The sequence below is a fragment of the Sphingomonas sp. J315 genome, assembly GCF_024666595.1.
Classification (GTDB): Bacteria; Pseudomonadota; Alphaproteobacteria; order Sphingomonadales; family Sphingomonadaceae; genus Sphingomonas.
The window spans coordinates 1,729,800-1,754,703 of the sequence record NZ_CP088296.1 but is presented as its reverse complement, the minus strand read 5'-3'; the positions used below and the strand labels follow the sequence as shown (position 1 = coordinate 1,754,703).

The window sequence follows — 24,904 nt, the reverse complement described above, 5'->3', positions numbered from 1 at the left end:
CCACGCTCTCCATTGCTGACCTGCCCGATCAGGGTGGCCCATCGCTCCGGTTTCGGCTAGCCCCACGCCATGAGCAAGCCGCATATCGTCGCCCTTGGTGGAACTTCGCGACCCGAATCCGCCACCGGGCGGGCGCTGGCGCGGTGTCTTGCGATCGCCGAGGAAGCAGGTGCGCGCACGACGCTGCTCACCGGTGAGGCGATAAACTTCCCGCCCTATGAGCTGTGCGATCCGGTGCCCGAGGGCAATGTCGCGCATTTCGTCGATGTGCTGCGCAGCGCCGATGCGCTGATCGTCGGCTCGCCCGGCTATCACGGCACGCTGTCCGGGCTGGTCAAGAACGCGCTCGACCATGTCGAGCTGCTGCGCGGGGATGACCGCGTCTATTTCGACCGGATGCCGGTCGGTATGGTCGCGACCGCGGGCGGCTGGCAAGCAGCGGTGTCGACCATGTCGGCGTTGCGCACCATCGTCCACGCACTGCGCGGCTGGCCGACCCCCTTGGGTGTCGCGATCAACATGGGCGCGCCGGGCGACCCGCTGGGCGAGGCCGATGCGCAGCTGCGCATGATGGTCGATCAGATCCTGTGGTTTTTGAAACGCTGAAGTTTTCGATTGAACGGTACCGGCCCGCTCCCCACCCGGCCACCCAACGCCAGTGTATTCTATGGGTGGCCGGGTGGGGGGGGGAGCCGGTACCGCAGCCCAGCGCAGCGTTAACAAGATCGTGACGCTCCCGGCATAAGATTGTCGGATGGTGAGCACCACCTATCAGAGAGGCGATTCGCGCCGGCGCGGCACACGCACGATCCTGGTCGTCGATGACAGCCGGACCAATCTGCACGTCATTGGCGGTCGGCTCGGCGCGATGGGCTATATGGTCGTGCTCGCCGATAGCGGGCGTGAAGCGCTCGACCTGATTTCCGGGCGCGGCTTCGACCTTGTCCTGCTGGATATGGTGATGCCCGGCATGTCCGGGCTCGACGTATTGACCGAGATTCGTACCGCCCCTGACACCGCCGATTTGCCGGTCATCATGATCACAGCGCTCAGCGATTCGCGCGGGGCCGTCGAGGCGCTGGCGGCGGGAGCCGACGACCATCTTGCCAAGCCGTTCGACTTTGGCGTGCTTCAGGCACGGATCGAGCGCACGCTGGAGCGCGCCGGCCGGATCGTGGAACTCAAGCGCACCGTTGCCTCGCTCGATGCGCGGATCGCGGCGCGGGCGATCGAACTGGGCGAGACGCGCAGCGAACTCGCTGTTTCTCGTGCCGATCGCGCGCGGCTGCTGGGCTCGATCGACGCGCTCAGTGCCAAAGTGGAATCGCTCAGCGGAACCAGTGCCGCCTGACGAAATACAGGCCGACCCCCGCGGCGATCACCAGACTGAACCCGGTAATGATCCAGAATGATCCCGCATGGTGGGCATAGGGGATGCCGTCCACGTTCATCCCGAACAGACCGGTGATAAAGGTCAGCGGCAGAAAGATCATCGCGACCACGGCAATCAACAGCGATCGCTGGTCGATCACCTCGGCGCGCAGGTCGGTCAGCGCCTCGTGGATCAGCGCCGCGCGCTCGCGGATGCTTTCCAGCTCCTCGGCCATGCGCGCCGCGCGGTCCGCAGCGGCACTGACGTGCAGTCGATCCTCGTCGCTCAACCACGTCACAGGCAACCCCGCCAGCTTCTCCAACGCCGCGCGCTGGGGATAGAGAAAGCGGCGATAGCCGATCGCCCGGCGCCGCACCCGGCTGACGTTGCGGCGCAGGTCGAACGCTGCGCGCGGATCAAGCTGTTCCTCGCACTCGTCGAGCGAATCGCCGAGCTGCGCGACCTCGGGGTCGAGTTGTTCGGTGATTGCCGACGCCAGCGTCGCGATCAGGTCGCCTGCGTCGCTGATCCGCCCCGCCTCCATCGCCGCGCGTGCCGTGTCGAGGACGTCCAGTGGCAGTCGGGTGACCGAAATCACGCGCGCACCGTCAGCGCGCAGCCGAATCGAAGCGAGCGGATCGCTGCTCGCCATCTCTTCATGGGTCATCCCGCGCAAATTGAGCACCGCCGCCCCGTCAATCTGTTCGCAGCGCGGGCGGGTCTCCAGCGCGGTGAGCGCGTCGATCGTGAAATGGTCGAGCGCCGCATGATCGCGCAGCCAAGCCTGCACCTCCTCATCGCGCGAGGTCAGGTGGATCCAGACAAACTCCGCCGCGCACTCGAGCGCGTTGCGCGGGGTGATCTCCTCCACGGCGTCGGCCGTCACGCGATAGGCAAATCCGCTCATCGCGCGGTTGAAACATCGACGGTGAGGCCGGGCAAGCCCCTTGGCGGGACATCGCACGCGATCCGCTCGGCATCGGCGCGCGCGCGGTCGAGGATCGCGGCGGGCACATCGGGTCGATGCGTGACGCGATCGGCCTGCGCCAGCCAGCGCGCCTGACGCAGCGTGAGGTCGTCGGGGTCGGGGGAGGTGAGCACGATGCGCTCGATCCGGTCGCCGGGCGTATAAGGTGACGCCAGCCAGCGCGCGACGGCATCACCATTCTGAGCCTGCAACGGATCGAGCGGCCCGGCCAGCGCCGCGCCCAATGCCCGCCGCCGCGCCCCGCCATCGGGCCAGCGCGCGCGCATCGCGTCGCGCGCTGCCGCCAACGCATCTGCCAGCGCGCCCAGCGACGCCGGGATCAACGGCTCGATCCGCTGGCGCAACGCTGCGGCCAGCCCCGCCGACGCGCCGCCGGTGCCGATCGCGATCGTCACCGGATCGCGCTCGATGATCGCGGGCAAAGTGAAGTCGCACAGATCCGGCCGGTCCGCGACATTGACCAGCAGCCCACGCGCCTTCAAGCGCGCCACCACCGGCTCGGGATCGTCGCACGCGACCAGCGCGACCTGCGCCGCACCGTCCTCGCCGACCATCACCGCGCCCGCGCGTTCGAGCAACCGGCGCTTGGCCTCCGCCGTCGCGCCGTCGCCCACAAGAATCACCGGCCGCCCGTCCAGCCGCAGAAAGACGGGCAGGCCGGAGCGTTTCACCGCACCCACTCGGGGACGCGCTCGGCCCCCATGATCGTTTCGGGCTGGATGCGGTCGGCCACGATTGCAAACTTGTCCCCCGACACCAGCACCTCGGGCACCAGCGCGCGGCTGTTGTACGTCGACGCCATCGTCGCACCATAGGCACCGGCGGTGCGGAACACGCCGAGGTCGCCCGACTTCACCAGATCGATCTCACGCCCCATCGCGAACGTGTCGCCGGTCTCGCACACCGGCCCCGCGATATTGGCGACGAACTTTTCGCCCGTCGGTTCGACCGCCTCGAACGCATGATAGGCGTCGTAGAGGGCGGGGCGCGCCAGATCGTTCATCGCCGCATCGACGATGACATAGGGGTTGATGCTCGCCGGCTTGACCCAGATGACCTCGGTCACCAGCACCCCGGCATTGCCGCAGATGAAGCGGCCCGGTTCGAACATTAGCGTCACGTCCCAGTCGGCGGTGACGCGCTTGACCATCGCGCCGAATTCCTCGGCCGACGACACCTTGTCGCCTGGCTCATAGGGGACGCCCAGCCCGCCGCCGAGGTCGACATGGGTGATCATGTGCCCGGCCGCGCGCAATTCCGCGACCAGCTCGCCGACGCGCTTATACGCGGCTTCCAGCGGCGCGAGCGTCTTGAGCTGGCTGCCGATATGGATCGCCACGCCGCGCAGGTTCATGCCCGGACGCTTGGCCAGCCGGTCGAAGATCGCAAGCGCGCGGTCGATCGCAACGCCGAACTTGTTCTCCGCCTTGCCGGTCGAGATCTTGGCGTGCGTCCCCGCATCGACATCGGGGTTCACGCGCAGCACTGCCGGCGCGGTCTTGCCCTGTGCGTGCGCGAGGTCGGCGAGCACCTCGCCCCTCCTCTTCCAGCTCCAGGTTGAACTGGCCGATCCCTTCGTCCAGCCCCAGTTGCAGCTCGGCGCGGGTCTTGCCGACGCCCGAAAATACGATGTCCTCGGGCTTCATCCCGGCCGCCAGCGCGCGCTTGAGCTCGCCGCCCGACACCACGTCGGCACCATAGCCCTGCTTCGCCAGCACGCCGAGCACGGCGAGGTTCGGGTTGGCCTTGATCGCGAATGCGATATGCACGCGCGGCAGATCGGACAGCGCAGCCTTCAGAACCTGCGCATGCCGCTCCAGCGTCGCGGTCGAATAGACGTAAAAGGGCGTGCCGACCTGCGCCGCGATGGCGGGAATGGCGACGTCCTCGGCGTGCAGCACGCCGTTCTTGCGGTTGAAATGGTCCATGAAATCGATCTTCTTACTGCGGCGGCAGGTCGAACTCGTCGCTGCGCCGTTCCTCTGAGCTGCGCAGCACTTCGTCGCTGCGCGTCGGTCGCGTCTGGGGCGGCGCCTTCGTCAGGTCTGCCGGTGCCGGCGTGGCCACCGCCCCATAGGGTTTGGGGGGCAGCGTCTCCCCGGCGGCCGGTTTCAGGTCGCCCCGATTGCCGCATGCGGCCAGCAGAAGCGCCGTGAAGACCACCAGGGTTCGCATATTCATTCTCCTCTTGCAGCCCGGGCGGCTGCAATCGCCGCACGCACCCGCGCCGGGGCCGTGCCACCAAAACTCGTCCGGCTCGCGACCGAAGCATCGACCGTCAATACGTCAAACACGCGCCCGTCGATACGACCGTCAATCGCCTGCAGCTCCGCCAGTTCCAGCTGGTCGAGCCGCACGCCCTTCGCCTCCGCCGCCGCGACCGCGCGCCCGGTGATGTGGTGCGCCTCGCGGAACGGGATGCCGCCCTCGCGCACCAGCCAGTCGGCCAGGTCGGTGGCGGTGGCAAAGCCGCTTTCGGCAAGGCCGCGCATTCGATCGGTGCGGAAGTCCGCGCTCTCGACCATTCCGGTCATCGCCGCGATCGACAGCGCGAGCAGGTCGTGCGCCTCGAACACCGGCGGCTTGTCGTCCTGCATGTCCTTGGAATAGGCGAGTGGGAGGCCCTTCATCGTGATCATCAGCGCGGTCAGGCACCCGACGATCCGCCCGCTATGCCCGCGCACCAGCTCGGCCGCATCGGGATTGCGCTTCTGCGGCATGATCGAGCTGCCGGTCGACCATTGGTCGCTCAGCTTGACGAAGCCGAACGGCTGGCTCGCCCAGATCACGAACTCTTCGGCGAGCCGCGACAGGTGCAGCGAGCACTGCGCCGCCGCCATCAGATAATCGAGCGCGAAGTCGCGGTCGCTGACGGCATCGAGCGAATTGCGCGTCGGCCCGTCAAAGCCGAGCGCCGCCGCCGTCATCTCCCGGTCGAGCGGAAACCCCGTCCCCGCCAGCGCCGCCGACCCCAGCGGGCAGAGATTCCCGCGCGCGCGATTGTCGCTGAACCGCGAAACGTCCCGCGCGATCATCTCGAAATAGGCCATCAGATGATGCCCCAGCGTCACCGGCTGCGCGCTCTGCAGGTGCGTGAAGCCCGGCATCACGCTGTCGGCATGCTCCTCCGCCCGCGTCAGCAGCGCGCCCTGCAGCGCGTCGAGCGCGGCCAGCACCTGATCGGTCGCGTCACGCACCCACAGGCGGAAATCGGTCGCGACCTGATCGTTGCGGCTGCGCGCGGTATGCAGCCGCCCGGCGACCGGCCCGATCTTCTCCGCCAGCCGCGATTCGGTCAGCATATGAATGTCTTCGAGCGCCAGATCCTCCGGCACCCCGTCGCGCGCGTAATCTTCGGCGACCTGATCCAGCCCGGCCGAGATCGTCGCAGCGTCCTCCGCCGACACGATGCCCTGCTGTCCCAGCATCGCGACATGCGCTTTCGACCCGGCGATATCCTGGCGCCACATCCGCTTGTCGAACGGGATGGATGCGTTAATCTCGCGCATCACCGACGACGGGCCTTCGGCGAAGCGCCCGCCCCACATGGAATTGGAGCTTCCCTTGCGCTCGACGATCGCGCTTCTCCTTATACTGGGCCTTGGAACCGCCGGCTGCGATAGTGGCAAGCAACCGCAGCCGCAAGCAACCGCAACTGTCGCCGATGAAAGCGCGGCTGGGGCCGCCAACGCGACCGACGAGCCCGAGCGGGTCGGCACGGTCGACCGCAGCAAGAAGGGCGAGGCCGCACCCGACCACGGCTTTCTCGACCCCGCAGGCAAGCCGGTGACGCTGGCGGCGTTCCGCGGCAAGCCGCTGCTGGTCAACCTCTGGGCGACCTGGTGCGCGCCGTGCGTCCGTGAAATGCCGACGCTCGACCGGCTCGCGGTGCGCGAAAAGGACAGGCTCCAGGTGCTGGTGATCAGTCAGGACCTGGACGGCGCGGCCAAGGTCACGCCCTTCTTCGAAAAGGCGAAGTTCGCCGCGCTCCAGCCCTATCTCGACCCCGACGTCAAATTTTCGACCGGATACGGCGTCAACCTGCCGACAACGATCCTCTACGACGCGCAGGGCAAGGAAGTGTGGCGCGTCTCGGGCGACATGGACTGGGACGGCGAGACAGCGGCGGCGTGGATCGCGGAGGCGGGGTGAGCGAGGTGACGAACCGTCAGGAGCTACTCGCGGCTCTGGCTAAGCATGGAGTTAGCCCGAGCTCGTTCGATGTCAGCGACGAAGGCAAGAACACGAGCGAGGTCTATGTTCTCCGGAGGCGACCGTCCGGAATCGTTGGAAAGCCAGACTTCTGGACAACATTCTACAGTGAGCGTGGCTTGGAGCAGGGGCTACGCGAGTTCGCCAGTGAAGGCGAAGCGTGTCGGTACTTCCTTCAACTGATTTGTGAAGACCCGACCACGCGCTCGGCATGACCAGACAATCTATCCTCCCCCGCCAGGGGGAGGTGGCGCCGAAGGCGACGGAGGGGGAGGGCGGCGACGCACTTTGTTACTTGCGACCCGTTCGACTGCGACCGTGATGATCTGCTGCACCACGCCATCCAGATCCCCTAAAGCCTCGGCGGCGGGATAGCGAAGGGTGCGAACACCCTGCTCCGCCAACCAAGTATCGCGCGCTGCGTCACGCTCGGGTCGGTCGCCGCGCTCATGCGCTTCACCATCGACTTCGATCGCCAACCGGGCCGGCGCGCAATAGAAGTCGAGAACATACGGTCCGGCTGCATGCTGCTTGCGAAACCGCAACCCTGCGGCGTTCACGCGAAGTGCAAGCCAGAGGGCGATCTCCGGCGGCGTCATGGTCCAGCGCAGTCGTTTTGCATTGCGGCGGGCCTGCTCCGATCCCTTAAGCCGCATCGCCGTCCTCCCCCTCCGTCGCCTTCGGCGCCACCTCCCCCTGGCGGGGGAGGATAGATTGGGAAGCTACCGAACCCCCAACCCCCGCGCCAGCATCTCCGCCACCGTATCCGCGACCTCGCCCGGCTCGGCATCCTCGCTCCACACGCCGTAGCGCAGGCCCAGGAACACGTTCATCCCCATGATCGCCCAGGCGTGGACGTCGGACACGTCGGCGCGCACCTCGCCGCGTTCGGCCGCTGCCTTCAGCCGCTTTTCGATGCGCTCGGCGGTGGTCTGGTAATGTAGCCGGAAGCTCTCGGGATCGACGAACTCGGCCTCGTCGATGATGCGGTAGATTTCCTTGTGCTTGCGCACGAAGCCGATGAAGGTTTCAAGGCCCGCACGCTCCGCCGCGATCTGCTCCGGCGCGGCGCGGATCGCGGGGGCGACATGTTCGCGCACCTGATCGCTCATGTCGCGGACCAAAGCGCGGAACACCGCGTCCTTCGAATCGAAATAGGTGTAGAAACTGCCCAGCGCCACGCCCGCGCGGCGGGTGATGCCGCTCACCGACCCTTCATGGAATCCCTTCTCGCCAAACTCGGCGGCAGCAGCGTCGAGGATCGCGCGCAGCGTGCGGCGGCCGCGTGCGGTGCGTGGCTCCTTGCCCTCGCTCGCCGCACTGTCGCCCAGATGCAGGGCGGGGGGCAGTGTGGCGGTCTTGCCACGATCGCTCGTCATTTCTCCCCTCCTTCATCCGGAAGTTGAAACCCGGTTCAGGTTTCACTATAGGCATCTTCAACCACTGACAAGGCCGGGGGTCGCCGGCCGATTTTGGGGAGGAAAGCATGAAGCGTCTCTATCCGTCTGTCCGCACCTTTTTGACCGCCAGCGCCGCGCTAACCGCGCTCGCGTCCGTTCCGGCAATCGCGCAGGATGCTCCTGCCGACGAAGCCGCCGAAACCCAGGACGGCGGCGAGATCGTCGTCACCGCGCGTCGGCGTGAGGAAAGCCTGATCGACGTGCCGATCTCGATGTCGGTCGTCACCGGCGATTCGCTGGTCAAGAGCGGTGCGGCGGACATCACCGCGCTGCAGGACAAGACCCCGAACCTGACGCTGCAGATCGCGCGCGGCTCTAACTCCACCCTGATCGCATTCAGCCGCGGCGTGGGTCAGCAGGACCCGCTGTGGGGCTTCGAACCCGGCGTCGCGCTGTACATCGACGATGTCTATGTCGCCCGGCCCCAGGGCGCGGTGCTCGACATTTTCGACGTCGAGCGGGTCGAAGTGCTGCGCGGACCGCAGGGCACGCTCTATGGCCGCAACACCATCGGCGGCGCGGTGAAATATGTCACCCGCCGCCTGGGCAATGACTTCAAGGCGTCGTTCCGCGGTGCCTATGGCTCGTACAACCAGATCGATCTGGTCGGTCAGGTGGTGATCCCGGTTGGTGACACGCTGTCGCTGGGCGCTGCGGTCGCGCAATATTGGCGCGACGGATACGGCACCAACCTCACCACCGGGGCGGAGCATTACAACAAGGACGTGCTCGCCGCGCGCGTGTCGGCGGAATTCTCCCCGACCGACAATATCTTCGTGCGCGTCGCGGGCGACCGCGTGCTCGACCGGTCGAACCCGCGTCACGGCACCCGCTTGCTGCCCAACGGCACCGACCCGATCTATGCCCCGACCGCCAGCGTCTATGACACGCGCGCCGGCATCGGCGACGAGAACCGCGTCGAAACGCGCGGCCTGTCGGTCACCGGCGAAATCGGCCTGTCCGACATGCTGACCTTCAAGACCATCACCGCCTGGCGCGACGGCAGCACCGACACGGTGATCGATTTCGACAACACGATCCTGCCGACGCTCGACATCCCGGCGGACTATTCGGACCGTCAGTTCACCCAGGAACTCCAGCTGCTCTATGAGGGCGACCGGCTTCAGGGCGTGTTCGGCGTCTATTACCTCAACGGCCGCGCCAGCGGTGCGTTCGACACGGTGATCGGCCTCGCCAACCTCACCACGCTGACCTCGGGCACGGTGTTCACCAAGAGCTATGCCGCGTTCGGTGATTTCAGCTTCGACGTGAGCGACCAGTTCAAGATCTCGGCCGGCCTGCGCTACACCCGCGATGAGAAGACCGGCACGGTGTTCCGCCGCAACTATACCGGCCTGCGCAGCCCGCGCTTCGGCAACGCCGCCGCGGTCCCCGGCCTGATCCGCTCGGACTACACCAATAGCCGCGAGTTCGAGAAGCTGACCCCGCGCATCAGCCTCAGCTATCAGCCCAACGCCGACCTCAATTTCTACGCCAGCTATGGCAAGGGCTACAAGTCGGGCGGGTTCGACATGCGCGGCGACGCGATCCTGACCCCGACCACGGTCAATGGCTACGAGCCGGAGACGATCGACAGCTACGAACTGGGCATGAAGGGCGCGTTCCTCGACCGCACGTTGTTCGTCAACGCCGCCGGCTTCTACTCCAACTACAAGGACCAGCAGGTCACGATCCAGGTGCCGGCGCTGCCCAGCGGCATCGCCAGCTTCGTCGACAATGCGGGCAAGGGCGTGATCTACGGCTTCGAGCTCGAAACCCGCATGGTCCCGTCGCGCCATTTCCAAGCCAGCGTCGTGGTCGGCTACACCAATGCCGATTATAAGGAGTTCTTCACCTTCATCGGCGGCGGCACCACCCCGGTCGATGTGTCGAACCAGCGCGCCTTCCAGAACACGCCGGAATGGACTGCCAACGCATCCTTCACCTGGTCGAACGATGTCGCGGGCGGCGTTCTCGCCTTCACTCCGGCGGTCTCGCTGCGCAGCGACATCCAGATGTTCGAGCTGGCGACCCCGGCGCTGGATCAGGACGGCTACGCACTGGTCGATGCCTCGCTCAACTGGACCTCGGGCGACGGGCGCTATCGCCTCGGCATTGCGGCGCGCAACCTCACCGACGCACGCTATCGCGTCGGCGGCTACAACTTCCCGGGCGCGCTCACCGGCAACTCGATCATCGGCTATTACGGCCCGCCGCGCACCGTGACCGGCACGTTCGAAGTGAAGTTCTGATCGCTTTGCGACCTTGAGTTTGCCAGACTGATCCGGCCGGGCGTCTAAGGATGGGCGCCCGGCCGATTTTTTCGAAGGGGAGGAATGCCAGGATGAACGCAACCGCCGCCACGGCCGCGCCTAGCGGAGGCTATGGCACGCCGCGCTATCGGGCGCAGGTGCTCGCGATGCTCCTCCTCGTCTATACCTTCAACTTCCTCGACCGGCAGATTCTCGGCATCCTCGCCGTGCCGATCAAGGCCGATCTCGGCCTCACCGATACCCAGCTCGGCGCGCTCGGCGGCATCGCCTTCGCCTTTCTCTACTCGACCCTCGGCGTCCCGCTCGCTTTGCTCGCCGATCGCACCAGCCGCACCTGGGTTGTCACGATCTCGCTCACCGTGTGGAGCGGCTTCACCGCATTGTGCGGCCTCGCCAACGGCTTCTGGACCCTGTTCCTCTATCGCCTCGGTGTCGGGGTGGGCGAGGCGGGGGGCGTCGCGCCCTCCTATGCGATCATCGCCGATTATTTCCCCCAGCATCAGCGTGCCCGCGCGCTCGCCATCTACTCGCTCGGCATCCCGATCGGACTGGCGTCGGGCACCTTGCTCGGCGCGTGGATCGCGGCGACCGTCGACTGGCGCATGGCGTTCATCGTCGTCGGGCTGGCTGGGGTCGTCATCGCGCCCTTCTTCCGGATGATGGTCAAGGAGCCGCCGCGCCCCGTCGCCACCACTGCCGCAGAGCGCGTGCCGGTCAGCCAGGTCTTCGCGATCCTCGCGAAAAAACCCAGCTTCTGGCTGATGGCGTTCGCCGCCGGGTTCAGCTCGATGTGCGGCTATGGCCTCGCTTTCTGGGCACCGACCTTCTTCGTGCGCAGCTTCGGCTTCGACCTTTCCACCACCAGCTATTTCTTCGGCTCGATCCTGCTGGTCGGCGGAACGCTCGGCGTGTTCATGGGCGGGGTGCTCGCCGACCGGCTCGGCGGGGGCGATCGCGGCGTCTATGCGAAGCTTCCGGCGATCGCCTGGCTGGTCTGCGTGCCGTTGTTCGCGGGCGGGTTCCTGACCGACAATGTGACGCTCGCCTGGTTCCTGTTCCTGATCCCGAACGGCCTCAACATCCTCTGGCTCGGCCCGGTGACGACGGCGGTCCAGAACCTCGTCCCCCCGCATATGCGCGCGACCGCGAGCGCCAGCTTCCTGCTGATCAACAACCTGATCGGGCTGGGCGCGGGATCATGGGTAATGGGCGCGATGTCGGACGCGATGACTGCGAGCTATGGCAACGAAGCGCTGCGCTACTCGGCGGTCGCCGCGCTGTCTTTCTACGTCATCGCGGCGGTGCTGATGCTCTTCGCCGTCCGCACCCTGCGCAAGGATTGGGTGGAGTGATTTAATCCTCCCCCTTGCGGGGGAGGATCAATCTTCAGTCAGCGAACAACAACACCGGCGTTTCGAGCAGCTTGCGCAGCGCCTGGACATAGCTCGCCGCGTCCCAGCCATCGACGACGCGATGGTCGCAGCTGATCGACAGGTTCATCAGCTTCGCGCGGACGATGTCGTCGCCGGCAAAGACGGGGCGCTCGACGATCTTGTTCGGGCCGATAATCGCCACCTCGGGCCGGTTGATCACCGGGGTGGTCGCGATGCCGCCGAGCGGACCTAGCGAGGTGATCGTGATCGTCCCGCCCTGCAGTTCTTCCGACTTGATCTTGCCGGTGCGCGCCGCTTCGGCCAGGCGCCCGATCTCGCTCGCCAGCTGCCAGACATTCATGTCCTGCGCGTCGCGGATGACGGGGACGGTCAGGCCGGCATCGGTCTGCGTCGCCATGCCCATATGGACGCGCCCGAACCGCGTCACCACGCCGCCCTCATCGTCATAGCGCGCGTTGAGCATCGGGAAATCGGGAAGGGTGCGACAGATCGCGACGATCAGGAACGGCAGCATCGTCAGCTTGGGCCGTGATCCGCGATTGGCATTCAGGTCGGCGCGCATCGCCTCCAGCGCGGTCACGTCGATCTCGTCGACATAGGTGAAGTGCGGGATCGCGCGCTTCGCCGCCGCCATATTCTCGGCGATGCGGCGGCGCATCCCGATCACCTTCACGGTCTCGTCCTCGCGCGCGCGGCTGGCGTGGGGGGCGTGATAGCCCTGTCCGCTGCCATAGCGCAGATAGGCGTCGAGATCGGCGTGACGGATATGCTGCCCGTCATGCTTCACCTCGGAAAGGTCGACGCCTAGGTCCTTCGCCCTCGCGCGCACGGCCGGGGAGGCGAGGACGTGGCGCCCTTCTTCCCCCCTCCCGCTTGCGGGAGGGGTCGGGGGAGGGCTTGTTTCCTCAGGGGTCGGGTCCGTTTGGACAGGCCCTCCCCCAGCCCCTCCCGCAAGCGGGAGGGGAGCGGGTGCCTCAATGGCTTCCGGAACCCCCGGCGTCTCCGCCTCGACCTGCTCCTCGACCGCCTCGGCAACCGGAGCCGCCGCAGCCGGAGCTTCCTCCGCCACTGCTTCCTCGGTCTCCACCACCATCAGCGCCGCGCCGATCGCAACCTGATCGCCGACCTCACCGGCCAGCTCGACCACCACGCCCGACACCGGCGATTCCATCTCGACCGTCGCCTTGTCGGTCATCATGTCGGCGACCTGCTGATCCTCCTCGATCCGGTCGCCCACCTTGACGTGCCAGGCGACGATCTCGGCTTCGGCGATGCCTTCGCCAATGTCCGGAAGACGAAACGTAAAGCGCGCCATGCCGATCAGTCCTTCAGGAGTTTCTTGAGCGCCTGTCCGATGCGGACCGGCCCGGGGAAGTAAGCCCATTCAAGGCTATGGGGATAGGGCGTGTCGAATCCCGTGACGCGCTCGACCGGCGCTTCGAGGTGATAGAAGCACCGCTCCTGCACCAGCGCCGACAGCTCCGCACCGAACCCGCCGGTGCGCGTCGCCTCATGCACCACCATGCAGCGCCCGGTCTTCTTGACCGACTCCTCGATCGTCTCGATGTCGAGCGGCACCAAGGTGCGCAGGTCAATGATCTCGGCATCGATCCCCATTTCTTCGACCGTCGCCTTGGCGACGTGCACCATCGTGCCATAGGCCAGGATCGTCAGCGCATTGCCCGGCCGCACGATCGCCGCCTTGCCCAGCTCGATCCGGTAATAGCCCTCGGGCACCGCGCCGCCGGGATGCTTCGACCAGTTTTCCGCCGGGCGATCCCAATGGCCGTTGAACGGGCCGTTATAGATGCGCTTGGGCTCGAAGAAGATGACGGGATCATTGTCCTCGATCGACGCGATCAGCAGCCCCTTGGCGTCATACGGCGTCGACGGGATCACCGTCTTCACGCCGGAGACATGGGTGAAAATGCCTTCAGGGCTCTGGCTGTGCGTCTGCCCGCCGAAAATGCCGCCGCCAAATGGCGAGCGTACCGTCAGCGGGGCGGTGAACTGCCCGGCCGAACGATAGCGCAGCCGCGCCGCCTCGCTCACCAGCTGGTCGAGCGCGGGATAGATATAATCGGCGAACTGAATCTCCGGCACCGGGCGCAGGCCATAGGCGCCCATGCCGATCGCCACGCCGATGATGCCGCATTCGGTGATCGGCGTGTCGAACACGCGGGTCTTGCCGAACTTTTCCTGCAGCCCCGCCGTCGCGCGGAACACGCCGCCGAAATAGCCGACATCCTCGCCCATCACGATCACGTTGGGATCGCGTTCCATCATCACCGCCATCGCGGAGTTGATCGACTGGATCATGTTCATGCGGACGGTTTCGCCCGCTTCGCCGGTCGCGGCGGTCTCGATCACGTCGCTCATGCCTTCCTCGCCCATGGACGCCCGCTGGCTTCTTCCTCGTCCAGCATCTGCTGGCGTTGCTCGCGCAGATGCCAGGGCATCTCCTCGAACACCCCGTCGAACAGCGAATCGAGCGGCTGGTGCAGGCCGTGGCCGAGGATGCCGTTCTTCTCGGCTTCCTTCTGCGCCGCCTTGACCAGCTCGGCGACCTCGCGGTCCTGCGCGGCGTGGCGCTCCTCGTCCCACTCACCGATCGCGATCAGATGCGCCTTCAGTCGCGCGACCGGGTCGCCCAGCGGCCATGCGCCCGGCTCGCCCGCGCTGCGATACTGGGTCGGATCGTCGGAGGTCGAGTGACCCTCGGCGCGATAGGTGAAATGCTCGATCAGCGTCGGCCCCTGATTGGTCCGCGCCCGCTCCGCCGCCCATTGCGTCGCCGCATAGACCGCCAGCGCGTCGTTGCCGTCGATGCGCAGCCCCGCCATGCCATATCCGATCGCGCGCGCGGCAAAGGTCGTCGCCTCGGCCCCGGCGAACCCGGAAAAGCTCGAAATCGCCCATTGGTTGTTGACGACGTTGAAGATGACCGGCGCCTTGTAGACGGTGGCAAAGGTCATCGCGGAGTGGAAGTCGCCCTCCGCCGTCGATCCCTCGCCGCACCAGGTCGCGGCAATCCGCGTATCGCCCTTCGCCGCGCTCGCCATCGCCCAGCCCACTGCCTGCGGATATTGGGTAGTCAGGTTGCCGCTGATCGAGAAGAAGCCGTCGTCGCGCGACGAATACATGATCGGCAGCTGCTTGCCCTGCAGCACGTCGCCGCTGTTCGAATAGATCTGGTTCATCATCTGAACCAGGCTGTAGTTGCGCGCGATCAGGATGCCCTGCTGGCGATAGCTCGGGAAGCACATGTCGTCGCGGCTCAGTGCATGCGTCGCGGCGATCGCCACCGCCTCTTCGCCGGTGCACTTCATGTAGAAGCTGGTCTTGCCCTGCCGCTGTGCGCGGAACATCCGCTCGTCGAACGCGCGGACCAGCGCCATGTCGCGCAGCATCGTGCGCAGCGTGTCGGGATCGAGTCGCGGGTTCCACGGACCGACCGCCTGCCCCTCATCGTCGAGCACGCGGATCAGCGTATAGGAAAGGTCGTGGAAGCTCGCCGGATCGGCGGCGGTATCGGGGCGGGGCTGGGCACCGGCGGGCGGCACCTCCACCGCTGCGAAATCGACCGCATCGCCCGGCCGGAACTTGGGCTCCGGCACATGCAGGCTCAGCGGGGGCAGGTTGCGCGGGACGTCCGCCATGCACTCTCCAGCAGCTAAAGGGCTGTCCGGGTCGCCTCGCAGCGCGCGGACATTTATTTCAGCGCCCGATTATATTGTTTCAACGCGCCTGTCGAGATGGGTCAGCATTGCTGTCCTGACTCGGCTGTGTCGCCACGGGACGTTGAAGCGAAGGCACACTAGCCTAAACGCCCCCTTTTCGCGAGCGATCCACCCTCCTAAGGGGAGACAATTCGATGACACTCGCCCGGGAGCGACGCGCACTATGAAACTGATGGCTGGCAATTCGAACTTGCCGCTCGCCCAGGCGATCGCCTCGTATCTCGAGATTCCGCTGACAAAGGCCAATGTCCGCCGCTTCGCCGATGAAGAGATCTTCGTCGAGATCCTCGAAAATGTCCGCGGCGAGGATGTGTTCGTGCTCCAGTCGACCGCGTACCCCGCGAACGATAATCTCATGGAATTGCTGATCATGATCGATGCGCTGCGTCGCGCGTCGGCCAAGCGCATCACCGCCGTCCTCCCCTATTTCGGCTATGCGCGTCAGGACCGGAAGCCCGGCCCGCGCACCCCGATCTCGGCCAAGCTCGTCGCAAATTTGATCACCACCGCCGGGGCCAACCGCGTCCTCTCGGTCGATCTCCACGCCGGGCAGATTCAGGGCTTTTTCGACATCCCGACCGACAATCTCTTCGCCGCCCCGGTGATGAGCGAGGACATCAAGGCGCGCTTCTCGGACAAGAATCTGATGGTCGTCTCGCCCGACGTCGGCGGCGTGGTGCGCGCGCGTGCGCTCGCCAAGCGGCTTGAGAATGCCCCGCTCGCGATCGTCGACAAGCGCCGCGAAAAGGCGGGCGAATCGGAAGTGATGAACATCATCGGCGATGTCGAAGGGCGTTTCTGCGTGCTGATCGACGATATCGTCGATTCGGCCGGCACGCTGTGCAACGCCGCCGCCGCGCTCAAGGCTGCCGGGGCAGAGGACGTCGTCGCCTATTGTACCCATGGCGTGCTGTCGGGCGGCGCGGTCGCCCGCGTCGACGGTTCGGCGCTGCGTGAGCTGGTGATCACCGATTCGATCGGCAACCACGATGTGGTCGGCCAGTCGCAGCGCGTACGCCACCTCACCATCGCGCCGCTGCTCGCCGAAGCGATTCGCCGGATCGCGGATGAAAGCTCGGTGTCGAGTCTGTTTGATTGAGCGCTTCGCGCTGCGGCACCGGCCCACTCCCCCACCCGGCCACCCATGTCAGAATATCCTGCCGATGGGTGGCCGGGTGGGGGAGGGGTGCCGCGTTCCGCGCCAGCGGAACCAATCAAATAAGCGCCTTCGCCACCAGCACCACACCCACCCCGATCATCAGCCAGTAGATCGCGGTATAGAATCGCTCCGGCGACACCCGCCGTACCAGCCACACCCCCGCGAAGGTCGACGCAATCGCCACGGGCATCAGCACCGCGCTCGTCCCCAGATTCTCCGCCGTAAACTGTCCCAGCGCCAGATAGGCCGGCACCTTGATCCAGTTCACGGCCCCGAAGAACACGGCGGTGGTGCCGACCAGATAGGCCGGCGTCAGCTGGCGCGGCATCACCCAGAGCTGCCAGGGCGGTGCCCCGGCATGGGCGATCTGGCTGGTGAAGCCCGATGCGACTCCGAACAGCGATCCGACCCATCCGGGCGAGGTCGACGCGGCTCCAGCGCCCAGCCGGTCCTTCCACAGCCGGTGTGCCCCGAACAGGATCGAAATCACCCCGACCATCGCGAGCACGGCGTCCGCCGACACGCTCGCCGCAAACCAATAGCCGAGCGCGATGCCGACGATCGCGCCGGCCAGCGTCCATCCCAGCACGAAATAATCGACCGTACGTCGGAAGGCCCAGATGCCGACCACGTCCTGCACGATCAGGATCGGCAGCAGGATCGCGGCGGCGCGCACGGGATCGATGATAAAGGCGATCACCGGCAGCGACAGCGAGCCCGCACCGGCAAAACCGCCTTTGGACAGTCCCAGCAGCGCGACCGCCGGAACCGCGATCGCGTAAAAGACGGGGTCGAGGATCAGAACCGGCCTACCGGCTCACGCACCCCGGCATTGCCGCGCGCCTTGAGCTGCGCCTTCAGCTTCTCCGGCGGCGGGGCGTAGAGGAACCCGAAGCTCACCGTCCCATGCTTGGTCTCGACCACATGGTGCAGCCGGTGTGCCTGGATGATCCGCTTCATGTAATTGGATTTGGGGATGTAGCGGTGGTTCAACCGTCGATGCACGATCACATCGTGGAACCCGAAATAGATCGCGCCATAGGCCGCGATCCCCGCGCCGATCCACGCCCAGCCCTGCCACCAGCCCAGATGCACCCCGCCGAGCAGCAGCACGAACGACGGCACCGCAAAGATCACCGCATAGAGATCGTTAAGCTCCCAGTTTCCGGTGCGCGGCTCGTGATGGCTCTTGTGCAGGAACCAGCCCGGCCCATGCATCACCCAGCGATGCGCGACATAGGCAAAACCCTCCATCAGGGCGACGGTCAACAGGAACAGCGCGATGCCGATTGCGGGATTCATGCGCGCGATATAGCGAGCCGTCATGTTCGATGCGAGACGCGTGATTCCCCTGATTGCGGCTTTGACCGCGCTGTCGGCCTGCGCGGTGCCGGAGGCGAAGCTGCGCACCGGCCTCACCAATGCCGGGCTGCCCAGGCCGCTCGCCGCGTGCATGGCGGAGCGGATGGTCGATCGCCTCAGCCTCGCCCAGCTGATGCGCATCGCCGATCTGCCCAAGGCACGCGAAGCCGAGTCGCTCGACCGCTTCCTGCGCCGCGTGCGCGCGCTGGGCGATCCCGAAATCCTCGCCGTCGCCACCAGTTCGGGCGGATTATGCGCCACCGGCCTTGCCAAAGAGGCGCGCTAACCCACTCGTTTCGTATCCGGCGCGAGCGCTATTGCAACTGCGTCGCAATGGCGAAGTCAAGACATTTGATTCCGCCGCGCCCCTGTGCTTAAGCGGCGCGAATTTTGCTGCAACGCAAAGGGCGATCCCATGAATATCCATGAATATCAGGCCAAGGAACTGCTGGCGAAGTACGGCGCGCCGATCGCGGCCGGTCACGCCGCCTTCACCGTCGAAGAGGCGGTCGAAGCTGCCAAGAAGCTCCCCGGGCCGCTGTTCGTGGTGAAGTCGCAGATTCATGCCGGCGGCCGCGGCAAGGGCAAGTTCAAGGAACTCGGCCCCGAAGCGAAGGGCGGCGTCCGCCTCGCCTTCAGCCTCGACGAGGTCGAAGCGCATGCCAAGGACATGCTCGGCAACACGCTGGTGACGATCCAGACCGGCGACGCGGGCAAGCAGGTCAACCGCCTCTACGTCACCGACGGCGCCGACATCGCCAAGGAATTCTACCTCGCGCTGCTGGTCGATCGCGCGACCAGCCGCATCGCCTTCGTCGTCTCGACCGAAGGCGGCATGGACATCGAGGAAGTCGCCCACTCGACCCCTGAGAAGATTCACAGCTTCTCGGTCGATCCCGCGACCGGCTTCATGCCGCATCATGGCCGCACCGTCGCCGCCGCGCTCGGCTTGACCGGCGACCAGGCGAAGCAGGCGGCCAAGGTCGCGTCGTCGCTCTACGCCGCCTTCCTCGCCACCGACGCCGAGCAGATCGAGGTCAACCCGCTCGCGCTGACCGAGCAGGGCAACCTCCTCGTCCTCGACGCCAAGGTCGGCTTCGACGGCAACGCGATGTTCCGTCACAAGGATCTGATGGAACTGCGCGACACCACCGAAGAGGACCCGATGGAGCTCGAGGCGTCGAAATACGACCTCGCTTACATCAAGCTCGACGGCGACATCGGCTGCATGGTCAACGGCGCGGGCCTCGCCATGGCGACGATGGACATCATCAAGCTGAACGGCATGTTCCCGGCCAACTTCCTCGACGTCGGCGGCGGCGCGAACAAGGAAAAGGTGACGGCGGCGTTCAAGATCATCCTCGCCGATCCTGCGGTGAAGGGCATCCTCGTCAACATCTTCGGCGGGATCATGAAGTGCGACATCATCGCCGAGGGCATCGTCGCTGCGGCGAAGGAAGTGAACCTGTCGGTCCCGCTGGTCGTCCGCCTCGAAGGCACGAACGTCCAGCAGGGCAAGGACATCCTCGCCAACTCCGGCCTGCCGATCGTTCCTGCGAACGATCTGGGCGACGCGGCAAAGAAGATCGTGGCGGAGGTGAAGGCGGTTGCTTGATCGCAGCCCCTTGAACGCCCATTGAAAGGGGGTCCGGCGCACCAACCGCGTCGGACCCCTTTTTTCGTACCCGCAATGACGTTACGGCAATCGAGTGATTCCATACCGTACTTGCGAAAAATACCGAATCCCTTCAAGGGACCGACAGACTCGAACCTTTAAAACGACGCGATTGGAGCGGAGGACGCGATGAAAGTGCTGGTGCCGGTCAAGCGTGTGCTTGACTATAACGTAAAGCCCCGCGTGAAAGCGGACGGGACGGGCGTGGATCTCGCCAACGTCAAGATGAGCATGAACCCGTTCGACGAGATCGCGGTCGAGGAAGCCATCCGCCTCAAGGAAAAGGGCGTCGCGACCGAGATCGTCGTGGTCTCGATCGGCGAGCAGAAGGCACAGGAAACGCTGCGCACCGCGCTGGCGATGGGTGCCGACCGCGCGATCCTGATCACCAGCGAAGGCCCGGTCGAGCCGCTCGGCGTCGCCAAGCTGCTGGCAAAGGTCGCCGAAGAGGAACAGCCCGGCCTGATCATCCTCGGCAAGCAGGCGATCGACGACGACAACAACCAGACCGGCCAGATGCTTGGCGCGCTGCTCGGCTGGGGCCAGGGCACCTTCGCGTCGAAGGTCGAGGTGTCGGGTGACAGCGTCGACGTGACCCGCGAAGTCGATGGCGGCCTCGAAACGGTGAAGCTCAATATCCCGGCGATCGTCACCACCGACCTGCGCCTCAACGAGCCGCGCTATGCCTCGCTGCCCAACATCATGAAGGCGAAGAGCAAGCCGCTCGCGGCCAAGACGCCCGCCGATTATGGCGTGGACGTCACCCCGCGCCTGACGGTGGTCAAGGTCGCGGAGCCCGCCAAGCGGACCGCGGGCGTCAAGGTTGCGGATGTGGATGAGCTTGTCGGCAAGCTCAAGGCACTGGGAGTTGCGAAATGAGCGTGCTGGTCTGGGTCGAACACGACAATGCGTCGGTCAAGGACGCAACGCTCGCCGCCGTCACCGCGGCGGGCAAGCTGGGCGACGTCGTCGCGCTGGTCGCGGGGCAGGGCGCACAGGGTGCCGCCGACGCCGCCGCGAAGATCGCGGGCGTGTCGAAGGTGCTGCTCGCCGATGACGCCGCTTACGGCCATGCGTTGGCGGAGAACGTCGCGCCGCTGATCGCCGACCTGATGTCGGGCCATGACGCCTTCGTCGCGCCCGCCACCACCACCGGCAAGAATATCGCGCCGCGCGTCGCTGCGTTGCTCGACGTCATGCAGATCAGCGAAGTCGTGGGCATCGACGGCGACCAGTTCACCCGTCCGATCTATGCCGGCAACGCCATCGCCACCGTCACCTCGTCGGATGCCAAGAAGGTGCTGACGGTGCGCGGCACCGCCTTCGAAAAGGCAGCGGCCGAGGGCGGCAGCGCCAGCGTCGAAACCGTCTCGGGCGGTGGCGACAAGGGCCTGTCGAGCTTCGTCGGTGCCGAGATCGCCAAGAGCGAGCGGCCGGAGCTGACCAGCGCCAAGGTGATCGTCTCGGGCGGTCGCGCGCTCGGCTCGGGCGAACAGTTCCACGCGCTGATCGATCCGCTTGCGGACAAGCTCGGCGCCGCGGTCGGCGCCTCGCGCGCGGCGGTCGATGCGGGCTATGCCCCCAACGACTATCAGGTCGGCCAGACCGGCAAGATCGTCGCGCCCGAAGTCTATGTCGCGGTCGGCATCTCGGGCGCGATCCAGCACCTTGCGGGCATGAAGGACAGCAAGACGATCATCGCGATCAACAAGGACGAAGACGCCCCGATCTTCCAGGTCGCGGACATCGGCCTGGTCGGCGACCTGTTCAAGGTCGTCCCGGAACTGACCGAGAAGCTCTGAGCCGATCGGAAGGGTAGAAGGCGCCGCTGGCCACAGGGTCGGCGGCGCCTTTCGTTTGAATCTTCTCGATTTTGTCGCCACTCTGCCCGCGGAGGCATGCATGGCGAATGGCGTATTCATCCATCGTGAGGACTCGCGCTACAAGGACACGCCAGCCCACCGATATCATTTTCCGAAACAGTATCTCGGCCGCGCACAGCAATGCGTCGGAGACTGGATCGTCTATTACGAGCCGGTAAAGGTTCGGAACAGTAAGGGATATTGGGCTATGGCTCGTGTCGAGCGGATTGAGCCAGATCCCGACAGCCCCGGTATGTATTACGCGATCATCGACACGTCCTCATTTGTTGAGTTTGGCGCGAACATCCCCTTTACGACTGATGGTTTGCTGATCGAACAGGGCCTGTTGAATGACGTCGGCGCGATTTCTGGACGCGCCCAAGCTGCAGTTCGACCGCTAAGCCGGCAGGACTTTATCAGTATCGCAAACGCCGGGCTCGATGCCGCGAATGACGATCTGCTTCCTCGCGACGACCTGATGATTAGAGATCAGCGGGCGCGCGAAGAGCCCACGCCCTTCGACTTCGGTGAGCGCGATAGGGTGGAGCTGCTAACATCTCGCATCTCCCGCGACAGGGCATTTCGAAGAAAAGTCCTGACGGCCTATGGAGAGCGGTGCGCGCTTACCGGGCTAAAGCTGATCAACGGCGGCGGTCGTGCCGAGGTTCAGGCGGCGCATATCCAACCAGTCGAACGGAATGGCCCCGACATTTTGACTAACGGGCTTGCCCTCTCCGGCACTGTGCATTGGATGTTTGACAGGGGTTTGGTGTCGCTCGCCGACGACCTGACAATTCTCGTGTCGCGCCACGTCAATGATCGCCAGAGTATCGAAGGTCTTCTGAACCGAAGCGGACGCGCTATTGCGCCGCAGCGCGCTTCAGAACATCCCCATCCGCAGTTCCTAAAGTGGCACCGCGACCACTGCTTTAAGCTCTAAAAACAAGTAAGCCCCGTCGCATCGCTGCGGCGGGGCTCCCTGGACGATCCGTTCCACATGGGTTCGGGTCGTCTAAATGCTCTTTCTCTCGATCAAGCCAGACAACAACGCCCGCCCGCCACGATTGGTTCCACGCGCCGCGAAAAAATTCGCGCGCCTTAGAACCCGCTCAAAAAGCTCGCGACATTCGCCCCGAGCGCGTCGATCGCATAGCCGCCTTCCATCACTATTCCCGTCGGAAGTCCCGCTGCGGCAATGTCGCGCCCCAGCACCGCATAATCCGCCGTCTCCAGCGCAAAGGCCGAAATCGGATCGCCGACAAATGTGTCCGCGCCGAAACTGACCAGCAGCAGTTCCGCCCCCGACGCCGCGATCATCGCCAGCGCCCGCTCCTGCGCCCGCCGAAACGCATCGATTTTTGTGCCCCGCGGCAGCGGCAGGTTCAGCGTCGCGCCTTCGCCCGCACCCTCACCCACTTCGTCGGCATGCCCCCAGTAAAATGGGAAGTCAGTTGCCGGGTCGGCATGGATCGACGCGAACACGACATCGCCGCGCTCCCAGAAAATATCCTGCGTCCCGTTGCCGTGATGATAGTCGATGTCGAGGATCGCGACCCGCTGCACCCCCGCATCGCGCGCCGCCTGCGCCGCGACCGCGACATGGTTGAGGTAGCAATAGCCGCCCAGATAATCCGCCCCGGCATGATGCCCCGGCGGCCGCGACAGCGCGAACGCGGTCCGCTCGCCCGCCAGCACCGCATGCGTCGCCGCCAGCGCGCACTGCACGCTGCGATAGCTCGCGTCCCAGGTCTGCGCGGTCAGCGGGGTCGACGCGTCGATGCTGTACTGCCCCGCCAGCGCGTCGATCCGATCGAGCTTCAGCGCGCGCTTGCGCACCGTCGGCCAGATATAGCCGATCACGTCCCCCGGCCGCCCCGCCTCGGCCCAGCGCGCCGGGGCGGTCTTCAGAAAGTCGATATAGCCCGCATCATGCACCGCGCGGATCGGGCCCTCGCCGCGATCCTCGGGCAGCTCGGTCGCGCCCAAGGTCGCGGCAATCGCGGCGGCGCGCTCGGGCTTCTCGGCATAGGGCACGAACGCGCCGTTATGCAGCTCCATCGCCGGCGCATGGGCGAGCTGGCCCGGGTCGTAGAAACAGCGCATCAGCTGGCTGCGCGTATGTCGCGGTCGGCATCGGCATCGTCGGCCCGGTCATTGCGCCAGCGCGGGGCGACCCGCAGGATCGTGTAACCGACGATTGCCGACAGGATCGACCCCGCCAGCACGCCGATCTTCACCTCGTCGACCAGCTCCTCGTTGCCGGGGAACGCCAGCCCGCCGATGAACAGGCTCATCGTGAAGCCGATGCCGCACAGCATCGCCACGGCATAGATTTGCAGCCAGGTCGCCCCGCCCGGCGGTGAGGCAAAGCGCAGCTTCGCCGCCAGCCACACGCTCCCGAAAATCCCGACCTGCTTGCCCAGGAACAGCCCCGCCGCGATGCCGAGCGGCAACGGCGCGATCAGGATCGCCGGCGACATCCCCGCCAGGCTGACGCCCGCATTGGCAAATCCGAACACCGGCACGATCAGATAGGCGACCCACGGGGCAAGCGCGTGCTCCAGCATGTGCAGCGGCGATTCGACATCGTCGCATGCGCCGGGGCTGGCGGTGATCGGCACCATCATCGCGGTCAGCACCCCCCGCGATCGTCGCATGAACGCCCGACATGAACACGAAGTACCACAAAGCCGCGCCGAGCAGCAGATAGGGCCAGAGCGCCTTCACCCCGCTGCGGTTGAGCACATACATCGTCGCCATCACCAGCGCGCCGAGTGCGATGTAGAGTGTCGACAGCTCGGCGGTATAGGCAATCGCGATGATCGCCACCGCGCCCATGTCATCGACGATCGCGACGGTGGTCAGGAACAGCTTGAGCGACGCGGGCGCGCGGCTGCCGAGCAGCGCCAGCACCCCGATCGCGAACGCGATGTCGGTCGCGGCGGGAATCGCCCAGCCATTGACCAGCGGCCCGCTCCACCCGGTGATGAACAGATAGACCAAAGCCGGACCCACCATCCCCGCCGCCGCCGCGACGATTGGCAGCCGCCGATGTTCCCAGCTCGCCAGCCGCCCATCGATGAACTCGCGCTTGATCTCCAGCCCGACGAACAGGAAGAAGATCGCCATCAGCGCATCGTTGATCCACAGATGTACGGTCATCGACCCGTATTTCGGGCTGATCACCGGACCGGTCTCGGCGTGAAGCAGGTGGAAATAGGCCTCCGAAATGCCGGGCAGATTGGCGACGATCATCGCCAGGGCTGCGGCGGCCATCAGGATGATGCCGCCGGCCGCCTCGCTCTTCAGAAAGGTACGCAGCACCGATCGTCCTGCATGGTCGTGACGCGCGGCCATGAACTTCCCCTGTGATTGCGGTTCGCCCATCTGCCTAACCGCTGGAACCG

Annotated in this window: 23 protein-coding genes and 2 pseudogenes; 11 read left to right on the top strand and 14 right to left on the bottom strand. The window is 65.9% G+C overall.

Annotated features, from left to right (window positions below):
- Positions 1-69 precede the first annotated feature (69 nt).
- Positions 70-606: an NADPH-dependent FMN reductase gene (locus LRS08_RS08980; protein ID WP_257843992.1), complete on the top strand. Its 537-nt coding sequence runs from the start codon at positions 70-72 to the stop codon at positions 604-606.
- A gap of 148 nt (positions 607-754) precedes the next feature.
- Positions 755-1,351 carry a two-component system response regulator gene (locus tag LRS08_RS08975; protein ID WP_260481579.1) on the top strand — a complete coding sequence of 199 codons (597 nt, stop codon included), beginning with the start codon at positions 755-757 and terminating at the stop codon, positions 1,349-1,351.
- Here the strand turns inward: LRS08_RS08975 and LRS08_RS08970 are convergent.
- The 5 genes and pseudogenes from LRS08_RS08970 to argH all read right to left on the bottom strand — a co-directional run bounded on the left by LRS08_RS08970 (position 1,329) and on the right by argH (position 5,908).
- A complete protein-coding gene (locus LRS08_RS08970) occupies positions 1,329-2,279 on the bottom strand; it encodes a CorA family divalent cation transporter (RefSeq protein ID WP_257843994.1) in 951 nt (316 codons plus the stop codon). The two genes, LRS08_RS08975 and LRS08_RS08970, sit on opposite strands and share 23 nt — an antisense overlap.
- Positions 2,276-3,031 (bottom strand): NAD(P)-dependent oxidoreductase, encoded by a 756-nt coding sequence (locus tag LRS08_RS08965; protein WP_257843995.1) that lies wholly within the window; start codon positions 3,029-3,031, stop codon positions 2,276-2,278. The genes LRS08_RS08970 and LRS08_RS08965 overlap by 4 nt, the downstream gene beginning before the upstream one ends.
- A pseudogene (gene lysA / locus LRS08_RS08960) lies at positions 3,028-4,288 on the bottom strand (diaminopimelate decarboxylase). Before lysA ends, LRS08_RS08965 begins: the two are co-directional and overlap by 4 nt.
- A 13-nt stretch (positions 4,289-4,301) precedes the next feature.
- On the bottom strand, positions 4,302-4,535 hold the full coding sequence (locus LRS08_RS08955; protein WP_066682582.1) for a lipoprotein: 234 nt from the start codon (positions 4,533-4,535) through the stop codon (positions 4,302-4,304).
- Between the two features lie 2 nt (positions 4,536-4,537).
- Complete coding sequence (gene argH / locus LRS08_RS08950; protein WP_257843996.1) at positions 4,538-5,908, bottom strand: argininosuccinate lyase; 1,371 nt, start codon at positions 5,906-5,908, stop codon at positions 4,538-4,540.
- 16 nt (positions 5,909-5,924) lie between these two features.
- On the opposite strand from argH, the gene LRS08_RS08945 reads away from it, so the two are divergent.
- On the top strand, positions 5,925-6,512 hold the full coding sequence (locus tag LRS08_RS08945) for a TlpA disulfide reductase family protein (protein WP_308222986.1): 588 nt from the start codon (positions 5,925-5,927) through the stop codon (positions 6,510-6,512).
- Positions 6,513-6,796: 284 nt separating this feature from the next.
- Here the strand turns inward: LRS08_RS08945 and LRS08_RS08940 are convergent, their stop codons facing one another.
- The gene (locus LRS08_RS08940) at positions 6,797-7,228 is read right to left on the bottom strand and encodes an endonuclease domain-containing protein (protein ID WP_260481578.1); all 432 of its coding nucleotides are present in this window, start codon (positions 7,226-7,228) and stop codon (positions 6,797-6,799) included.
- Between the two features lie 66 nt (positions 7,229-7,294).
- Complete coding sequence (locus LRS08_RS08935) at positions 7,295-7,951, bottom strand: TetR/AcrR family transcriptional regulator (protein WP_260481577.1); 657 nt, start codon at positions 7,949-7,951, stop codon at positions 7,295-7,297.
- Positions 7,952-8,058: 107 nt separating this feature from the next.
- Here LRS08_RS08935 and LRS08_RS08930 point away from each other — a divergent pair, with 107 nt between their 5' ends.
- Together LRS08_RS08930 and LRS08_RS08925 are read left to right on the top strand one after the other, a co-directional pair.
- Positions 8,059-10,284 (top strand): TonB-dependent receptor, encoded by a 2,226-nt coding sequence (locus LRS08_RS08930; protein ID WP_257844000.1) that lies wholly within the window; start codon positions 8,059-8,061, stop codon positions 10,282-10,284.
- Between the two features lie 92 nt (positions 10,285-10,376).
- On the top strand, positions 10,377-11,657 hold the full coding sequence (locus LRS08_RS08925; protein WP_260481576.1) for an MFS transporter: 1,281 nt from the start codon (positions 10,377-10,379) through the stop codon (positions 11,655-11,657).
- 34 nt (positions 11,658-11,691) lie between these two features.
- On the opposite strand, the gene LRS08_RS08920 is transcribed toward LRS08_RS08925, so the two are convergent.
- The 3 genes from LRS08_RS08920 to LRS08_RS08910 are packed head-to-tail and all read right to left on the bottom strand — an operon-like array spanning position 11,692 to position 15,358.
- Positions 11,692-13,014: a dihydrolipoamide acetyltransferase family protein gene (locus LRS08_RS08920; RefSeq protein ID WP_260481575.1), complete on the bottom strand. Its 1,323-nt coding sequence runs from the start codon at positions 13,012-13,014 to the stop codon at positions 11,692-11,694.
- A 5-nt stretch (positions 13,015-13,019) separates the two neighbouring features.
- The gene (locus tag LRS08_RS08915) at positions 13,020-14,078 is read right to left on the bottom strand and encodes an alpha-ketoacid dehydrogenase subunit beta (protein WP_374580528.1); all 1,059 of its coding nucleotides are present in this window, start codon (positions 14,076-14,078) and stop codon (positions 13,020-13,022) included.
- Positions 14,075-15,358, bottom strand: coding sequence for a 3-methyl-2-oxobutanoate dehydrogenase (2-methylpropanoyl-transferring) subunit alpha (locus LRS08_RS08910; RefSeq protein ID WP_257844002.1), 1,284 nt, complete (start codon positions 15,356-15,358; stop codon positions 14,075-14,077). The genes LRS08_RS08915 and LRS08_RS08910 overlap by 4 nt, the downstream gene beginning before the upstream one ends.
- A gap of 244 nt (positions 15,359-15,602) precedes the next feature.
- Between LRS08_RS08910 and LRS08_RS08905 the strand changes: the two genes are divergently transcribed.
- Positions 15,603-16,538 carry a ribose-phosphate pyrophosphokinase gene (locus tag LRS08_RS08905; protein WP_257844003.1) on the top strand — a complete coding sequence of 312 codons (936 nt, stop codon included), beginning with the start codon at positions 15,603-15,605 and terminating at the stop codon, positions 16,536-16,538.
- A 115-nt stretch (positions 16,539-16,653) separates the two neighbouring features.
- On the opposite strand, the gene LRS08_RS08900 is transcribed toward LRS08_RS08905, so the two are convergent.
- Together LRS08_RS08900 and LRS08_RS08895 are read right to left on the bottom strand one after the other, a co-directional pair.
- The gene (locus LRS08_RS08900; RefSeq protein ID WP_257845456.1) at positions 16,654-17,400 is read right to left on the bottom strand and encodes a sulfite exporter TauE/SafE family protein; all 747 of its coding nucleotides are present in this window, start codon (positions 17,398-17,400) and stop codon (positions 16,654-16,656) included.
- Positions 17,397-17,900, bottom strand: coding sequence for a sterol desaturase family protein (locus tag LRS08_RS08895; protein ID WP_257845457.1), 504 nt, complete (start codon positions 17,898-17,900; stop codon positions 17,397-17,399). The genes LRS08_RS08900 and LRS08_RS08895 overlap by 4 nt, the downstream gene beginning before the upstream one ends.
- A 22-nt stretch (positions 17,901-17,922) precedes the next feature.
- Here LRS08_RS08895 and LRS08_RS08890 point away from each other — a divergent pair, with 22 nt between their 5' ends.
- The 5 genes from LRS08_RS08890 (at position 17,923) to LRS08_RS08870 (ending at position 22,437) form a co-directional block, all read left to right on the top strand.
- Positions 17,923-18,246 carry a hypothetical protein gene (locus tag LRS08_RS08890; protein ID WP_257844004.1) on the top strand — a complete coding sequence of 108 codons (324 nt, stop codon included), beginning with the start codon at positions 17,923-17,925 and terminating at the stop codon, positions 18,244-18,246.
- Positions 18,247-18,375: 129 nt separating this feature from the next.
- Complete coding sequence (gene sucC / locus LRS08_RS08885; RefSeq protein ID WP_257844005.1) at positions 18,376-19,575, top strand: ADP-forming succinate--CoA ligase subunit beta; 1,200 nt, start codon at positions 18,376-18,378, stop codon at positions 19,573-19,575.
- Positions 19,576-19,764: 189 nt separating this feature from the next.
- A complete protein-coding gene (locus LRS08_RS08880) occupies positions 19,765-20,514 on the top strand; it encodes an electron transfer flavoprotein subunit beta/FixA family protein (RefSeq protein WP_257844006.1) in 750 nt (249 codons plus the stop codon).
- On the top strand, positions 20,511-21,437 hold the full coding sequence (locus LRS08_RS08875) for an electron transfer flavoprotein subunit alpha/FixB family protein (RefSeq protein WP_257844007.1): 927 nt from the start codon (positions 20,511-20,513) through the stop codon (positions 21,435-21,437). Before LRS08_RS08880 ends, LRS08_RS08875 begins: the two co-directional genes overlap by 4 nt.
- 100 nt (positions 21,438-21,537) lie before the next feature.
- Positions 21,538-22,437, top strand: a complete 900-nt coding sequence (locus LRS08_RS08870) for an HNH endonuclease (RefSeq protein WP_257844009.1) — start codon at positions 21,538-21,540, stop codon at positions 22,435-22,437.
- 158 nt (positions 22,438-22,595) lie between these two features.
- On the opposite strand, the gene LRS08_RS08865 is transcribed toward LRS08_RS08870, so the two are convergent.
- The gene (locus tag LRS08_RS08865) at positions 22,596-23,600 is read right to left on the bottom strand and encodes a histone deacetylase family protein (protein ID WP_257844010.1); all 1,005 of its coding nucleotides are present in this window, start codon (positions 23,598-23,600) and stop codon (positions 22,596-22,598) included.
- Positions 23,600-24,854, bottom strand: a pseudogene (gene nhaA, locus LRS08_RS08860) (Na+/H+ antiporter NhaA). Before nhaA ends, LRS08_RS08865 begins: the two are co-directional and overlap by 1 nt.
- Positions 24,855-24,904 lie beyond the last annotated feature (50 nt).

What these genes read in the sequence shown, in the direction of transcription:
- LRS08_RS08980 (WP_257843992.1), top strand. Translation starts at nt 70, where the DNA reads ATGAGCAAGCCGCATATCGTCGCCCTTGGTGGAACTTCGCGACCCGAA.
- LRS08_RS08975 (WP_260481579.1), top strand. Translation starts at nt 755, where the DNA reads ATGGTGAGCACCACCTATCAGAGAGGCGATTCGCGCCGGCGCGGCACA.
- LRS08_RS08970 (WP_257843994.1), bottom strand. Translation starts at nt 2,279, where the DNA reads ATGAGCGGATTTGCCTATCGCGTGACGGCCGACGCCGTGGAGGAGATC.
- LRS08_RS08955 (WP_066682582.1), bottom strand. Translation starts at nt 4,535, where the DNA reads ATGCGAACCCTGGTGGTCTTCACGGCGCTTCTGCTGGCCGCATGCGGC.
- argH (WP_257843996.1), bottom strand. Translation starts at nt 5,908, where the DNA reads ATGTGGGGCGGGCGCTTCGCCGAAGGCCCGTCGTCGGTGATGCGCGAG.
- LRS08_RS08940 (WP_260481578.1), bottom strand. Translation starts at nt 7,228, where the DNA reads ATGCGGCTTAAGGGATCGGAGCAGGCCCGCCGCAATGCAAAACGACTG.
- LRS08_RS08935 (WP_260481577.1), bottom strand. Translation starts at nt 7,951, where the DNA reads ATGACGAGCGATCGTGGCAAGACCGCCACACTGCCCCCCGCCCTGCAT.
- LRS08_RS08930 (WP_257844000.1), top strand. Translation starts at nt 8,059, where the DNA reads ATGAAGCGTCTCTATCCGTCTGTCCGCACCTTTTTGACCGCCAGCGCC.
- LRS08_RS08925 (WP_260481576.1), top strand. Translation starts at nt 10,377, where the DNA reads ATGAACGCAACCGCCGCCACGGCCGCGCCTAGCGGAGGCTATGGCACG.
- LRS08_RS08920 (WP_260481575.1), bottom strand. Translation starts at nt 13,014, where the DNA reads ATGGCGCGCTTTACGTTTCGTCTTCCGGACATTGGCGAAGGCATCGCC.
- LRS08_RS08915 (WP_374580528.1), bottom strand. Translation starts at nt 14,078, where the DNA reads ATGAGCGACGTGATCGAGACCGCCGCGACCGGCGAAGCGGGCGAAACC.
- LRS08_RS08910 (WP_257844002.1), bottom strand. Translation starts at nt 15,358, where the DNA reads ATGGCGGACGTCCCGCGCAACCTGCCCCCGCTGAGCCTGCATGTGCCG.
- LRS08_RS08905 (WP_257844003.1), top strand. Translation starts at nt 15,603, where the DNA reads ATGAAACTGATGGCTGGCAATTCGAACTTGCCGCTCGCCCAGGCGATC.
- LRS08_RS08895 (WP_257845457.1), bottom strand. Translation starts at nt 17,900, where the DNA reads ATGAATCCCGCAATCGGCATCGCGCTGTTCCTGTTGACCGTCGCCCTG.
- LRS08_RS08890 (WP_257844004.1), top strand. Translation starts at nt 17,923, where the DNA reads ATGTTCGATGCGAGACGCGTGATTCCCCTGATTGCGGCTTTGACCGCG.
- sucC (WP_257844005.1), top strand. Translation starts at nt 18,376, where the DNA reads ATGAATATCCATGAATATCAGGCCAAGGAACTGCTGGCGAAGTACGGC.
- LRS08_RS08880 (WP_257844006.1), top strand. Translation starts at nt 19,765, where the DNA reads ATGAAAGTGCTGGTGCCGGTCAAGCGTGTGCTTGACTATAACGTAAAG.
- LRS08_RS08875 (WP_257844007.1), top strand. Translation starts at nt 20,511, where the DNA reads ATGAGCGTGCTGGTCTGGGTCGAACACGACAATGCGTCGGTCAAGGAC.
- LRS08_RS08870 (WP_257844009.1), top strand. Translation starts at nt 21,538, where the DNA reads ATGGCGAATGGCGTATTCATCCATCGTGAGGACTCGCGCTACAAGGAC.
- LRS08_RS08865 (WP_257844010.1), bottom strand. Translation starts at nt 23,600, where the DNA reads ATGCGCTGTTTCTACGACCCGGGCCAGCTCGCCCATGCGCCGGCGATG.